Origin of the sequence: Roseococcus sp. YIM B11640 (assembly GCF_049727625.1) — a bacterium.
Taxonomy (GTDB): domain Bacteria; phylum Pseudomonadota; class Alphaproteobacteria; order Acetobacterales; family Acetobacteraceae; genus Roseococcus.
This window is the reverse complement of sequence record NZ_JBBJOZ010000002.1, coordinates 159,142-172,888: the sequence shown is the minus strand read 5'-3', so window position 1 is coordinate 172,888 and position 13,747 is coordinate 159,142. Positions and strand designations below refer to the sequence as shown.

The 13,747-nt window shown below is 69.3% G+C and carries 10 protein-coding genes; 2 read left to right on the top strand and 8 right to left on the bottom strand.

All coding sequences use genetic code 11. The features are described from left to right. Positions 1 to 27 precede the first annotated feature (27 nt). Both secD and WJM96_RS08255 read left to right on the top strand, forming a co-directional pair. Positions 28 to 2,607 carry a protein translocase subunit SecD gene (secD, locus tag WJM96_RS08260; RefSeq protein WP_424813083.1) on the top strand — a complete coding sequence of 860 codons (2,580 nt, stop codon included), beginning with the start codon at positions 28 to 30 and terminating at the stop codon, positions 2,605 to 2,607. A 54-nt stretch (positions 2,608 to 2,661) separates the two neighbouring features. After that, positions 2,662 to 3,819 carry an EAL domain-containing protein gene (locus tag WJM96_RS08255; RefSeq protein WP_424811993.1) on the top strand — a complete coding sequence of 386 codons (1,158 nt, stop codon included), beginning with the start codon at positions 2,662 to 2,664 and terminating at the stop codon, positions 3,817 to 3,819. On the opposite strand, the gene WJM96_RS08250 is transcribed toward WJM96_RS08255, so the two are convergent. The 8 genes from WJM96_RS08250 to WJM96_RS08215 all read right to left on the bottom strand — a co-directional run bounded on the left by WJM96_RS08250 (position 3,810) and on the right by WJM96_RS08215 (position 13,601). After that, on the bottom strand, positions 3,810 to 4,976 hold the full coding sequence (locus WJM96_RS08250) for an iron-containing alcohol dehydrogenase (RefSeq protein WP_424811992.1): 1,167 nt from the start codon (positions 4,974 to 4,976) through the stop codon (positions 3,810 to 3,812). The two genes, WJM96_RS08255 and WJM96_RS08250, sit on opposite strands and share 10 nt — an antisense overlap. Positions 4,977 to 5,011: 35 nt before the next feature. Continuing rightward, positions 5,012 to 6,058 carry an ABC transporter ATP-binding protein gene (locus WJM96_RS08245; protein ID WP_424811991.1) on the bottom strand — a complete coding sequence of 349 codons (1,047 nt, stop codon included), beginning with the start codon at positions 6,056 to 6,058 and terminating at the stop codon, positions 5,012 to 5,014. Beyond that, the gene (locus tag WJM96_RS08240; protein WP_424813082.1) at positions 6,055 to 7,044 is read right to left on the bottom strand and encodes an ABC transporter ATP-binding protein; all 990 of its coding nucleotides are present in this window, start codon (positions 7,042 to 7,044) and stop codon (positions 6,055 to 6,057) included. The genes WJM96_RS08245 and WJM96_RS08240 overlap by 4 nt, the downstream gene beginning before the upstream one ends. After that, entirely contained in the window at positions 7,041 to 8,474 is a 1,434-nt protein-coding gene (locus WJM96_RS08235; protein WP_424811990.1) for an amidohydrolase family protein, read from the bottom strand. The genes WJM96_RS08240 and WJM96_RS08235 overlap by 4 nt, the downstream gene beginning before the upstream one ends. A 68-nt stretch (positions 8,475 to 8,542) precedes the next feature. Beyond that, entirely contained in the window at positions 8,543 to 10,150 is a 1,608-nt protein-coding gene (locus WJM96_RS08230) for an ABC transporter substrate-binding protein (RefSeq protein WP_424811989.1), read from the bottom strand. Positions 10,151 to 10,168: 18 nt separating this feature from the next. Then, complete coding sequence (locus tag WJM96_RS08225; RefSeq protein ID WP_424811988.1) at positions 10,169 to 11,038, bottom strand: ABC transporter permease; 870 nt, start codon at positions 11,036 to 11,038, stop codon at positions 10,169 to 10,171. Continuing rightward, positions 11,035 to 11,976, bottom strand: coding sequence for an ABC transporter permease (locus tag WJM96_RS08220; RefSeq protein WP_424811987.1), 942 nt, complete (start codon positions 11,974 to 11,976; stop codon positions 11,035 to 11,037). The genes WJM96_RS08225 and WJM96_RS08220 overlap by 4 nt, the downstream gene beginning before the upstream one ends. Then, on the bottom strand, positions 11,976 to 13,601 hold the full coding sequence (locus tag WJM96_RS08215) for an amidohydrolase (protein ID WP_424811986.1): 1,626 nt from the start codon (positions 13,599 to 13,601) through the stop codon (positions 11,976 to 11,978). The genes WJM96_RS08220 and WJM96_RS08215 overlap by 1 nt, the downstream gene beginning before the upstream one ends. Positions 13,602 to 13,747: the final 146 nt, after the last annotated feature.

Here is a 13,747-nt window from a genome sequence, read left to right as displayed (position 1 = left end):
GATCGCTGGTCGAGGTATTTCTCCCTCATGATGTATTTCGCGCGCTGGAAGACAGCCGCCATTCTTCTGGTTTGCCTGCTGGGCGTGCTCGTCAGCCTGCCCAACCTCCTGCCGCGCTCGGCCTTCCCGAGCTGGGTGCCGGTTCGGCAGATCTCGCTCGGCCTCGATCTGCGCGGCGGCTCCTACCTGCTGCTGGAGGTCGATACGACCGTCCTGCTGCGCGAGCGGCTGGAAGGCCTGGTCGAGGGCGCGCGCCGCGGCATGGTCCAGGCCAATCCCCGCATCGCCTACACCGCTCTCACCACGCAGCCCGACCAGCGGCGCATGTCCCTGCGCGTCACCGACCCGGCGCAGCGCGACAACGCCCTCCGCATCCTGCGCGAGCTCGCCAATCCCGTGACCGTCGGCGGCGGAGCCCAGGCGCCGGACATCGAGGTGGCGGCGACGCCGGACGGGCTCGTCACGGCCACCGTCACCGAGGCGGGCCTGCGCGCCAAGGCCACCAGTGCCGTCGAGCAATCCATCGAGATCGTCCGCCGCCGCATCGACGAGACCGGCGTGGCCGAGGCGCTGATCGCCCGCCAGGGTCAGAACCGCATCCTCGTCCAGCTTCCCGGCGTCGAGGACCCGGGCCGCATCAAGGACCTGCTGGGCCGCACCGCCCGGATGACGTTCCACCTCCTGGACGAGACCGCGAACCTCCAGGCCCCCACGCCGCCGCCGGGCGTGCTCTTCCTCAGCGGGGAGCAGGCGGGCGAGCGCTATGCCGTGCGCCGGCGCGTGGAGGTGGACGGCGCCGACCTCACCGACGCCCGCGCCGCGCAGGACACGCGCTCGGGCGAGTGGGTGGTGAACTTCACCTTCAACAGCGTCGGCACCCGCCGCTTCAGCGAGGTCACGCGCGCCAATGTGGGCCGGCCCTTCGCCATCGTCCTCGACGAGAAGGTGATCACCGCCCCCAATATCCGCGAGCCCATCACGGGCGGCCGCGGGCAGATCAGCGGCAACTTCAACGTCCGCAGCGCGAACGACCTCGCGGTGCTGCTGCGCGCCGGCGCCCTTCCCGCGCCGCTCACCGTCGTCGAGGAACGGACGGTCGGGCCCGAGCTCGGCGCCGATGCCATCCGCGCGGGCATGATCAGCCTCGCCGCCGGCGCGGCCTTCGTCTTCCTCTACATGGGCTTCGCCTACGGCCTCTTCGGCTGGTTCGCGAATATCGCGCTGGCAGTGAACATCATTCTGATGGTCGCCTTCCTCTCGCTGCTCGAAGCGACGCTGACCCTGCCCGGCATCGCGGGCGTGGTGCTGACGCTGGGCACCGCGCTGGACGCGAACATCCTGATCAATGAACGCATCCGCGAGGAGGTGAAGGTCGGCAGGTCGCCCATCAGCGCGCTGGAGGCTGGCTACACCAAGGCCTCCGGCACGATCATGGATTCGAACCTGACGAACCTGATCGCCATGGCCTGCCTCTATGGCTTCGGCTCGGGCCCGGTGAAGGGCTTCGCGGTCACGGTCGCCATCGGCACCATCGTGCAGATGTGGACGGCCACCGTGCTGACGCGCCTCATGGTCGTCTACTGGTACCGCTGGACGAAGCCGAAGGAGCTCCCGGTGCTGGAGCGCCCGGGCCTCTCCTTCCTGCAGCGCCTGGCCCGCCCGCTGTTCCGCATCTGCCCCGACGTCACGAAGATCCGCTTCATGCGGGGCGCCGTGATGGGCCTGATCGTCTCCGGCGTGCTGTCCACCGCCTCCCTGGTCGGTGCGTTCTATCCCGGGCTGGAGAAGGGCATCGACTTCAAGGGCGGCATCGTCATGGAGGTCCGCACCCAGGGCCCCGCCGACATCAATGGCCTGCGCGCCGCTACCGGCGCGCTGAACCTCGGCGATGTCGGGCTGCAGCAGTTCGGCGACGACAGCACGCTGCTCGTCCGCCTGCCTGCCCCGGCCGAGGAGGCGCAGACCCAGCCTGTCGTCAGCCGCGTCCGCGCGGCACTGGAGCAGGCCTCCCCCGGCATTCGCGTGATGCGCGTGGAGGCGGTCGGCAACCGCGTCTCCGACGAGCTCTTCATCGGCGGCCTGCTGGCGCTCGGCCTCAGCCTGCTGGCGATGCTGATCTACATCTGGGTGCGCTTCGAGTGGCAGTTCGCCATCGCGGCCATCATCACCCTGGTCCTCGACACCACGAAGACCATCGGCTTCATGGTGCTCTTCCAGATCGAGTTCAATCTGACGACGATCGCGGCCATCCTCACCGTCATCGGCTTCTCGGCCAACGACAAGGTCGTGGTCTTCGACCGCATGCGAGAGAACCTGCGCAAGTTCAAGACGATGCCGCTTCAGGAGCTGGTGGACCTCTCGATCAACGAGACGCTGAACCGGAGTCTCGGCACCTCCATGACGCTGCTGCTCTCCGCGCTGCCGCTGGCGCTCTTCGGCGGCGACACGCTGGCGGGCTTCGCCTGGGTGATGGTCTTCGGCATCGTCGTCTCGGCCTCCTCCTCGGTCTTCATCGCGGCGCCGATCGTGCTGTTCAGCGGCCGCCATTCGCTGCGCCGCGGCGAACCCGCACCTGCGGCACCCAAGGGCCAAACCGCCATCCGCTGATTGAGTCGAAGTGGAAAAGGTGTAGGCTCGCCGCCATGATCATGGTTCCGGCCCTTGACCGGTCTTGAGACCCGCCAAGGGTCCGGGACCGTCCAGCCCGCTGCGCGCGCAGCCGGGAGGGGCCGTGTCCTGGTCATCGCGCAGGACGCCCAGCTGATCGGGCCGGTGATCCGCGCCGTGGATCACCTCGGCGGGCCCGAGCCTCTGGTACTGCGATCCCAGTCCGACGTGCTGGAGGCGGTGGTCGCCAACCTCGCGGATTTCGTCCACGTCCTCATCGAGGACACCGCGCTTCCCATCGAGCAGCCGCTGATCGACGCGCTGGCCGAGGCCTCGCCCCGCGCGCGCATCACGGCGTTGAACCTGCACACCGTGTCGTCGGAAGACGGGGGCTTTCTCGTCGGCGTCCTGGCCGGCACGCGCGACCTCGCGCACCAGCCGCGCATGCCCGGCCGCAACGATGTGCCGGATCGCACGAACTCCGAGCGGCTGCTGCTGCGCTATCAGCCCATCGTCGATTCGCGGACACGCCGTCTCGTGATGGTGGAGGCCCTGGCCCGCTGGCGCAGCGAGCCGGTCGCGCTCACGCCCATGAACTTCGTGCCGGCCATGGAGCAGATGGGCCTCTCCCGCCTGCTCGCCGCGGCCGTGACCCGCATCGCGGCGCGGGACCTCGCACGGATGGGCCCGCGGGTGCATATCCCGGTCTCCGTGAACCTGCCCGCCTCCGAACTGGAGAAGCGGGATGTCGCGGATTGGATCGGCCGCGAGATCCGGCGGGCACGCCTCCCGCGCCGGCGGCTGGCCATCGAACTTACCGAAACCATGCCGGTGACGGACCGCTCACGCCTCGCGCGGTCGCTTCAGCGGCTGACGGCGGGCGGCCACCAGATTTTTCTGGACGACCTGCTGCTGGACGACAGCCGCCTGCGCCTGCTCTCCCTTCCCTTCCATGGTGTGAAGCTGGACCGCAGCCTGGTGATGAAGCTGCCGCGTTCCGCTCGGGCCCGGCAGCTGGTGCTCCGGCTCACCCGGCAGGGGATCGCCATGACGGCGGAAGGGGTGTCCACCGCCGCGCAGATGCGCCAGCTCCGCCACCTAGGCGTCGCGCGGGTTCAGGGTTTCGGGATCGGCCGGCCGCTGCCCATCGGGGCGCTGCCGGCCTGGAACGAACGTTGGCGAGGCAGGCCGCCGAAAGCGTTTCAGCCGTAGGCTTCGGTGTAGAGCGCCATGATCTGCGTGGCATCGGGCACGCGCGGATTGTTGGCGGGGCTGCCTGAGGCCAGCGCCTGCTCGGCCATGAGCGGCAGCAGCCCGTTCCACTTGTCCTCGCCGATGCCATAGGCGCGCGGCGTCGGCACCTCCAACTCCCGGTTCAGGGCGCGCAGCTCTTCCATCAGGCGGGTTCCGGCGAGCTGGTCCGCATCGTCCGGCTCGGCCACGCCGATGCAGCGGGCGGCGGCGGCGTAGCGCGGCAGAGCCTGGTTCAGGCCGAAAGCCGTGACGGCGGGCAGCAGCATCGCGTTGGAGAGCCCGTGCGGCACGTGGAAATGCGCGCCGATGGGGCGCGACATGCCATGGACCAGCGCGACCGACGCGTTGGAGAAGGCGAGCCCCGCGAGCGTCGCGCCCATCATCATCGCCTCGCGCGCCGCCGCGTCCTCGGCATCGCGATAGACCCGGCGGAGGTTCGGGCCGATGAGGCGCATCGCGCGCTCGGCAAACATGTCGGAGACCGGGTTGGCCCGCTTGCTGACATAGGCCTCCAGCGCATGGGTCAGGCTGTCGATGCCCGTATCGGCCTTGGTGCGGGCAGGGACGGTCTTGGTCAGCTCATGATCGACCACGGCGGCCAGCGGCAACGCGCCGAGCCCCGCGATCAGCATCTTCTCGTCGCGGGCGACATCGGTGATGACGGTGAAGCGCGTAGCCTCGCTGCCCGTGCCGGCGGTGGTGGGCACGCAGATGACGGGAAGCGCGCCCTGGTCGGCGGCGTAGGGGACCTTGAACTGGCTCATGGGCGTGCCCTCCGGCGCCGCGCCGAGGATCGCCATAGCCTTGGCCGTGTCCATCGGGCTGCCTCCGCCGAAGCCCACCAGCACGTCGAAATCGCCGGCCTTCATCACCGCCACGCCGGCGGCGACGACCGTGTCGGTCGGGTCAGGCACGGTTTCGTGGAACACGGCCGGCGCAAAGCCCGCCGCGCGGAGCGGCGCGAGGCATTTCTCGACGGTGCCGGAACTCACCATCCACGGGTCGGTCACGACCAGCGGGCGGGAAAGGCCGAACTGCTTCAGCACCTCACCCAGGCGGGACAGCGTGCCCCCGCCGATGAGAAGCTGGCGGGGGGATACGATCATCGTGCTCATGTCCGGACGTTAGACGGGCTTGTCCGGTCTGGGAATCACCCTTCCGCCGCCGCCGCATAGAGAGCGAGGCGCTGCGACGCCTTCTCCGTGAGGCCGCCCGAGAAGTCGAGATCCGGCGGCGGCAGCTGGTCCGCCAGGTGGCAGGCCACGCCGTTGGTCAGCACCGGATCCTTCTCCTTGCAGACCTGCTGGGCATAGGGGCAGCGCGTGTGGAAGCGGCAGCCCGGGGGCGGGTTCAGCGGGCTCGGCAGATCGCCGCCCAGCGGCTTGACCTTGCCGCGCCGCGCCGGGTCCGGATGCGGAATCGCGGCCAGCAGCGCGCGCGTATAGGGATGGCGCGGATTTGCGAAAAGCTCGCGCTTCTCGGCGATCTCCACGATGCGGCCGAGATACATGACCGCGATCCGATCCGCGACATGCTTCACCACCGCGAGATCATGCGCGATGAAGAGGTAGGACAGCCCCAGCCGCTTCTGCAGGTCGCGCAGCAGGTTCACCACCTGAGCCTGGATCGACACGTCGAGCGCCGAGACCGGCTCGTCGCAGATCACCACATCGGGCTCCACCGCGAGCGCGCGCGCGATGCCGATGCGCTGGCGCTGGCCGCCACTGAACTCATGCGCGAAGCGCTGGGCGTGATAGGGCGCGAGGCCCACCAGGCGCAGCAGCTCCTCTGCCCGCGCGCGGCGGGAGGCCGGGTCTCCGATGCCATGGACCTCCATGGGCTCCATGATCGTCTCGCCCACCGACAGGCGTGGATTGAGCGAGGCATAGGGGTCCTGGAAGACGATCTGGGCGCGGCGGCGGAAGGCTTTCAGCTCGGCGCCGGAGAGCTTCGTCACCTCCGCGCCCTCGAACCGCACGCTGCCGGCGCTCGGCTCGATAAGCTGCAGGACCAGCCGTGCGGTGGTGGACTTGCCGCAGCCGCTCTCACCTACCAGGGCCAGGGTCTCCCCCCGCTTCATCTTGAAGGAGACGCCGTCCACGGCGCGCACCACGCCGATCTGCTTCGCACGGATCAGGCCCGCACGGACGGGGTAATGCTTGGCGAGGCCCTCGACCTCGAGCAGGGTCTCGCTCATGCCGCGACGCTCTCTTCGATCGGCGCGCGCAGGCAGGCGGCCTCGTGCCCGGGGATGATGGTCCGCAGCATGGGAACTTCCGAACGGCAGGTCTCCGTGGCGAAGGGGCAGCGCGGGTTGAACCGGCAGCCGCTGGGCAGCGCGAAGGGCGGCGGCACGGAGCCGCGGATAGCCAGCAGCCGCTCGCGCTCCTCGTCCAGCCGGGGTACGGAGCCGAGCAGGCCCAGCGTGTAGGGATGCTGCGGATCCTCGAACAACGCGCGTGCGGAAGTCCGCTCCACCACGCGGCCGGCGTACATCACCGCCACGTCGTCCGCCATCTCCGCCACGACGCCGAGATCGTGGGTGATGAGGATGATGGACATCCCCGTCTCGGCCTGGAGGTCGCGGAGCAGCTCCAGGATCTGCGCCTGCACCGTGACGTCGAGCGCGGTCGTCGGCTCGTCGGCGATGAGCAGGCGCGGCGAGCAGGCGAGCGCCATGGCGATCATGACGCGCTGGCGCATGCCGCCGGAAAGCTGGTGCGGATATTCGTCGAAGCGGCGCTCGGGCGACGGGATGCGGACGCGCTTCAGCGCGGCGATCCCGCGTTCCCGCAACTCGGCCTTGCTCGCCTTGGGTTCGTGGACGCGGATACCCTCGGTGATCTGGAACCCGACCGTGTGGACCGGGTTCAGCGAGGTCATCGGCTCCTGGAAGATCATGCCGATGTCGCGGCCGCGCACCTGGCGCATCTCCGAGTTGGAAAGGCCTGCGAGGTCCCTGCCCTCCAGCAGCACGCGGCCCGAGGCGATGCGCCCCGGATGCGCGATGAGCCGCATGATGGAGAGCGAGAGCACGGACTTCCCGCAACCGCTCTCGCCCACGATGCCGAGCGTGCGGCCACGCTCGACTTCCAGCGAGACGCCGTCCACGGCCGTGACCTCGCTGCCGGAGGTGCGGAAGACGGTCCGCAGCTCCTCGACGCGCAACAGGGGTTGGGTCACAGCCACTTGAAGGTCGGCACCGCGATCTTGTCCGCCGTCCGGTGCGCCCAGTCGCGCTCCGGCACCTGGGCGACAATGCGCTTCTGGGCTTCCGACAGCGCCAGGGCCGCCGCCTTGAAGTCCATCGTCATCACCTGGCCGTCCTTCACCACCTGCTGGCCGTCCACATAGACGTCGCGGATGGCGCGGTCGCCGGCGGCGTAGATCAGCGCGCGCACCGGATCGTGGTTGGGCTGCATGCGGGGGTGGGTCGCGTCCACCAGCACGAAGTCCGCGCGGCAGCCGGCCGCGAGGCGGCCGATGTCGTCCCGGCCCAGCGCCCGCGCGCCGCCGATCGTCGCGGCGTCGAAGATCTCGCTGGTCGTGGTCGTGCGCGGATCGTTCGCCTGGGTGCGGGCCAGGTAGGCGACGAGGCGCAGCTCATCGACCATGTTGTGGGGGTAGGTGTCGGTGCCCACGCCCATGTTCACGCCGTTGCGGCGGTAGCGGCCGAAATCGCGCAGCGTGATGCCGCGCCGGGCGAAGACCGTCGGGCAATGGGCGACGGTGGTGCCCGTCTCCGCCAGGATCGAGACGTCCTTCTTCGTGTGCCAGGGCGTGCTGGTATGGTCGTCCAGGAAGATGCCGTGGCCGATGACCGCACGCTCGTCCAGCAGCCCCATCTCGTGCAGCCACTGGATGGGCGTGAAGCCGTGGCGGCGCGTGATCTCGTGGAACTCGGAGACGGACTGCGCCGCGTGGATCTGCCAGGAGATGCCTCGCGCCCGCGCCTCCGCCCGGCTGTCGCGCAGGAGCTCGGGTGCGCAGGTGTCGATCTGCGCGGGGCAGGCCATGCCGAAGAGGCGGCCCGAGGGGTGCTGCTCGGCGCGCTGTATGAGGGTGAAGGCCTCCTCCATCGCCTTCACGCCGGCCTTCTCGTCCCATTCGTACTCGACCACGTGGCCGTTCTTCGTGAACCACCGGGCCGACTTGAACATCGGCGCGATGCAGACGCGCATGCCGGATTCCGCCAGCAGGTCCAGCCAGCCGGGATGCGCCATGGACAGGTCGGCCAGGGTGGTGACGCCGCTCAGCAGCAGCTCGGAGAGCGCCACGCGCACGCAGTCGGGCACGGCTTCCGCATCCGTGCGGAAGATCGGCATGTATTCGTAGAGCGAGGAGTTATAGAGGCCCGGGCTGCCGATCTCGTCGATCAGCCCCTTGTTCATCGGCTCGCTGGACGGGTGCGAGTGGATGTTCACGAGGCCGGGCATCACCATGAGGCCGCTGCCCGAGATGACCTCGTCCGCCACCCCCTCATAGCCGCGCCCGACGAAGCGGATGACGCCGTCCTCGAAGGCGACGTCGCCGCCCGGCATGTAGGCGTGGCGCTTCTCGGAAGCGTCCCAGGCGACGACGAGGTCGGCGCCCTTGATCAGGGTGATGGCCATTTCTTCTTGCTCCGCAGTCGGATGGGGCGGGCCGCCCCCAACGGCAGCCCGCCCGAGGGGTAGGTAGCTTAGCGCACCACGCGCAGGTCGAGCCCGCGGTAGATGCCGATGCCGTAGAGGCCGTGCGCCCGCACGCCATCCACGCGCTGGGTGGAGAAGACGCCAAGCTGCGTGCGCGCCAACGTCAGCCAGGGCGCCTGCTCGGCGAGCCGCCGCTGGATCAGCGCCGTCACCTCCGCGCGGCGGGCCGGATCGGTGCCGCGGCGGGCCTCTTCCAGCCAGGCGTCGGTCTCGGGGTCGTTCCAGTTCATGCGGTTCGGCGAAGGCCGGTTGCGGCTGTGCCAGTAGAGCGACAGCGCATCCGTGGTCGAGATGTAGGGATAGCTCAGGATGTAGGCGTCGAACTCCTGCGTCGCGAGCCGGCCCCAGGCCACCGTGGCGTCGAAGAGCTGCACGCGCATCTCGATGCCGACCTGGCGCAGGCCCTGCTGGATGATCTCGGCGCTGCGCTGGTTGTTGAGGTTGGTGATGCCGAACATCACGAAGGAGGCACGCTGGCCGTCCTTCACGCGGATGCCGTCGGAACCCATGCGCCAGCCCGCCTCATCCAGCATGCGGCGGGCGGCGGCGGGGTCGTAGTTCGGCACCATCGCATCCGACTGCGCGTCGTAGTCGAGCGTGTTCGGGTTCACGATGTTGCGGGCCGCCAGGGCGTGGCCCGACCACACGGCGCGGACGAGGCCCGTGCGGTCCACGGCCATGTGCGCGGCGCGGCGGATGACCGGATCGTTGACCACGGGCTTGTCGACCTTGAAGCCCATGAACACGTCCCAGAAGTAGTTTTCCTGGGTGCTGAAGCGGATGGTGGGCACGCGGCGCATCGCGTCCCAGAACGCCTCGGGGATGTACTGGGTGATGTCCGCCTGGCCGGCCTGGATGGCGGCGACGCGTGCCGCGGCTTCGGGGATCACGCGCCAGACGATGCGCTCGACATGCGCCGGACCCTGGTTCTGCAGGACCGGCGGGCCCCAGCGGTAGGTCGGGTGGCGGGTGGTGACGAGCTCGGAGCGCGGCGTCCAGCTGCCCCAGCAATAGGGGCCGGTGCCGTTGAAGCCCTGCACGCCGAAATTGTCGCCCAGGCGCTCGACCGTCGCGCGGTCCACGATCACGCCGAAATACTGGCTGAGCTGGGAGAGAAGCTCGCCGAAGGGCTCGGTCAGCTCATACTCGACCGTGAGCGGCCCGGTGGCGCGGACTTCCTTCACCGGGCCCGCGCGCCAGGCGACGGGCGAGACCACGCGGGGCGTGGTGCGGCCGATCCAGCGGTTGATGCTGTAGACCACGTCCTCGGCCGTGAAGGGCTTGCCGTCGCAGAAGGTGACGCCGGAACGCAGGTGGAAGGTGTAGGTCTTGCCGTCCGGGCTCACCTCCCACCGCTCGGCCAGGCCGGGCCGGATGGTGCGCATGTCGAAATCCATGCTCACCAGCGTATCGGAGAGCGTCTGGATCACCTCGCCGCCCGCGAGCGCGGTGGAGCGGTGCGGATCGTACCGGTCGCTGTCGATCTCGCGCATGATGGTGATCTGGTTGCGCGGCTGCGTCTGGGCTTGCGCCGTGACCGCGAGGCCGAGGGCGGCGAGGCCGCCCAGCGCCGCGCGTCGCCAAATCGTCGTCATTCGAGTCTCTCCCATGGTTCAGATGCGCAGCCGGGGGTCGAGCGCGTCGCGCAGCGCATCCCCCAGCAGGTTGAAGGCCAGCACGATCACGAAGATCCCGAGCGAGGGGATGACGCTGATGTGCGGGGCGATGAAGAGGAAGCTGCGCCCCTGCGCCGCCATGGCGCCGAGCTCCGCCACCGGCGGCTGCGCGCCGAGGCCGAGGAAGGAGAGCGCCGAGCCCAGCAGGATCACCTGCCCCAGCCGCAGCGTCGAGAAGACGAAGATCGGCGAGAGGCAGTTGGGTGCCAGATGCTTCAGGATGAGCCGCGTGTCGCTCATGCCCGTGGCGCGCGCAGCCTCGATGTAGTCGAGCCCCATGACCACGAGGGCCGAGCCGCGCACGATGCGCGCCATCAGCGGCACGGTGGCGATGGAGAGCGCGATGATGACCGAGGTGAGCCCCGGCCCGAAGATCGCCGCCAGCGCCAGGCCGAAGAGGATGGCCGGGAAGCTCAGCATGATGTCCATGAGCCGCATGAGCAGCCCGTCGATCCGCTTATAGAAGGCTGCCGCGAAGCCGATCACCGCGCCGATCACCCCGCCCACGAGCAGCGAGGCGAGGCCCATGAAGAGCGTCACCTGCAGGCCGTAGAGCATGCGAGCCAGGATATCCCGCCCCTGCCCGTCCGTGCCCAGCCAGTACTGCTCGGACGGCGGCTGCATGATGGCGAGCAGGTCCGTCTCGTAGGGGTCGCGCGGCGAGAGCCAGGGCGCGAACACCGCCGCCAGCACCACCAGCAGCACGATGACCAGGCTGACGATGCCGCCCGTGTCGCGCATCAGCATGCGCAGGACGCTCGGCCGCTTCGGCGCCTTCACCTCGGCTTCCATCGTGATCGTGCTCATGCCTGCCGCACCCGCGGGTCGAGCACCGCATAAAGAAGGTCCACCGCGAGGTTCACGATGATGAAGCCCGCGCTGAGGACGATGATCGTGCCCTGGGCCATCGGAAAATCGGCCGAGAGGATGGCGCCGACCGCCAGCCGCCCTACCCCGGGCCAGGAGAAGATGGTCTCGGTCACCACCGCGCCGCCGAGCAGGAAGCCGATCTGCAGCCCGATCAGCGTCACCACCGGAATAAGCGCGTTGCGCAGCGCGTGCAGCGCTACGACCTGGCTTTCCGGCAGGCCCTTGGCGCGGGCGGTGCGGACATGCTCGGCCGAGAGCTGGTCGACCACGGCCGTGCGCGTCATACGCGCCACCGGCCCGATGAAGACACCGCCCAGCGTGACCGCCGGCAGGATGATCGCGAGCAGCCCGTCCATGGTCCAGAGCGGACCCGCGCGGCCCGTGAAGGGCAGCAGCTGCCATTGGAAGCCCACGAACCAGATGAGCAGCAGGCCGAGGAAGAAGACCGGCACCGAAACGCCCGCCACGCTCACCGCCATCACCAGGCGATCCAGGATCGAGCCGCGCCAATAGGCGGCGATCGTGCCGAGGAAGATGCCGAGCGGGATGGACCAGAACAGCGCGGCGAACATCAGCTCCAGCGTCGGGCCGATGGTGTTGCCGAGCTCCTCCGTCACCGCGACGTTGTTGATGATGGAGACGCCGAGATCTCCCTGGGCGAGGCGCCAGAGATACTTACCGAACTGCACCCAGACCGGCTCGTCGAGGCCGAGCTCGGCGCGGATGGCCTGGATCACCTCCTGCGTCGCCTGCGGGCCGGCGCGCACGGTCGCGGGGTCCGTCGGCACGACCTGCATGAGCAGGAAGCCGATGAGCAGGACACCGAAGAGGACGGGTATGGCAAGCCCGATGCGTTGCAGCGCATGGCGCAGCATCAGGCCAGCGCCCCATGGCGATCGAAGATGGACACGCCGCCGCGCAGCGTGAGGTCCGCCTTCACGCCCAGATACTCGTCGGGCGGGATCTCCGTGATGTCCTGCGAGAGCACCGCGATATCGGCATCCATGCCCGGCTCCAGCGTGCCGCGTACATTCTCGGCGAAGGTCGAATGCGCGCCGCACCAAGTGTAGCAGTGCAGCGCCTCCTGGATGGAGAGGCGCTCGTCCGGCCCGAAGACCGTGCCCTGGTTGGTCTTGCGCGTGACCATGGTGAAGAGGTTCGGGAAGGGATCCACGTTCGAGACTGGCGAGTCCGTCGACGCCGCCGGGTGATGCCCCTCGTCCAGCCAGGTCTTCATCGGATAGGCATTCTCGGTGCGCGGCAGGCCGAGGTTCTTCAGGTAGAGGTCGCCGAACTCGTACATGAAGGCGGGCTGCGGGATGGGCAGAATGCCGCGCGCCTTCATGCGCCGCCGCTGGTCGCGCGTGACGAAGCCGCAATGCTCGATGCGGTGGCGGCGTTCGGGGGAAGCCCCCGCTTCCTCCATGCCCACCAGCACCTGCTCGATCGCCGCATCGCCGATGGCGTGGATGTCAAGCTGCCAGCCCTGCTCGTGATACTTCTTCAGCAGGGCATGGATCTTGTCGTCCGGGAAGGTGAAGACGCCCGTGCCGCCGCCCGCGCTGGCGAGGTAGGGGTCGAAGAAGGCTGCGGTAAGCCCTCCCGCGCTGCCATCGGCGAAGACCTTGGCCGCACCCCAGCGCAGCATGGCATGAAGGTCGTCGCCCGGCTTCCAGGGGCGCATGCCGGCGTCCCAGGCGGCATCGCCGATGCCTTCGGGATTGCCCGCGATCACCATCCACATGCGCTGCAGGCAGCGCCCATCGCGCACCGCGCGCTCATAGGCCCCGACCTCCGCCAGATCGGCCGTCATGCCGACATTCATGTCGGTGGCGGAAGCAAAACCGCGCTCGGCCAGGAAGCGGCCCGCGGCTTCGATGGCATCGACCATCTGCGCCTCGGCCGGCGAGGGAATCGCGGCCTTGATGAGGCTCATGGCCCGTTCCTGGATGAGGCCCGTGAGCGCGCCGTCGCGCCGCTCGATCACTCCGCCCTCCGGGTCCGGCGTGTTGTGGCCGATGCCCGCCGCCCGCAACGCCGCCGTGTTGGCGACGCCCATATGCCCACAGGTGCGGACGATGAAGACAGGATGGTCCGGAACAGCGGCGTCGAGCTCCGACACCGTGGGGTGGCGACCAATATCGAGCGCGCCGTGGTCGTAGCCGCGGCCCACAACCCACTCCCCCTTGGGGCGTTGCTTCGCGGCGTCGCGCAACCGGCGCAGCGCCTCGTCACGGGTTCGGACCTCCTCCGCGCGAAGGTTCACCATCGAGAGCCCGAGGCCGAAGGGCAGCAAATGCATATGCGCTTCGTTGAAGGCCGGGATCGCGAGCCGTCCCTCGAGGTCCACGCGGCGCGTCTTCGCACCTGCGAAAGATTCGACCTCGTCGCGCGAACCGACGGCCACGACCTTGCCGCCCGAAACGGCCAGCGCCTCCGCCATGCCGCCCGCAAGCCCGCGGAAAACCGACCCGCCCGTGAAGATGATCTCTGCGCTCAAGGCTCGCCCCGTATGCAACCTGTGGGGATGCTCCCGCGCGCTCCCGATGGCGTCAACCGCGCCCGCCCCATCCGGCGAAGGACATCATCCTGCGACTGCCGCCCGCTTGTGCAGCGACGCATGACATCATCGGCAGTCTCAGGCAT

Coding starts and splice junctions, on each gene's coding strand:
- WJM96_RS08225 (WP_424811988.1), bottom strand. CDS start 11,038: ATGAGCACGATCACGATGGAAGCCGAGGTGAAGGCGCCGAAGCGGCCG.
- WJM96_RS08235 (WP_424811990.1), bottom strand. CDS start 8,474: ATGGCCATCACCCTGATCAAGGGCGCCGACCTCGTCGTCGCCTGGGAC.
- WJM96_RS08220 (WP_424811987.1), bottom strand. CDS start 11,976: ATGCTGCGCCATGCGCTGCAACGCATCGGGCTTGCCATACCCGTCCTC.
- secD (WP_424813083.1), top strand. CDS start 28: ATGATGTATTTCGCGCGCTGGAAGACAGCCGCCATTCTTCTGGTTTGC.
- WJM96_RS08230 (WP_424811989.1), bottom strand. CDS start 10,150: ATGACGACGATTTGGCGACGCGCGGCGCTGGGCGGCCTCGCCGCCCTC.
- WJM96_RS08250 (WP_424811992.1), bottom strand. CDS start 4,976: ATGAGCACGATGATCGTATCCCCCCGCCAGCTTCTCATCGGCGGGGGC.
- WJM96_RS08245 (WP_424811991.1), bottom strand. CDS start 6,058: ATGAGCGAGACCCTGCTCGAGGTCGAGGGCCTCGCCAAGCATTACCCC.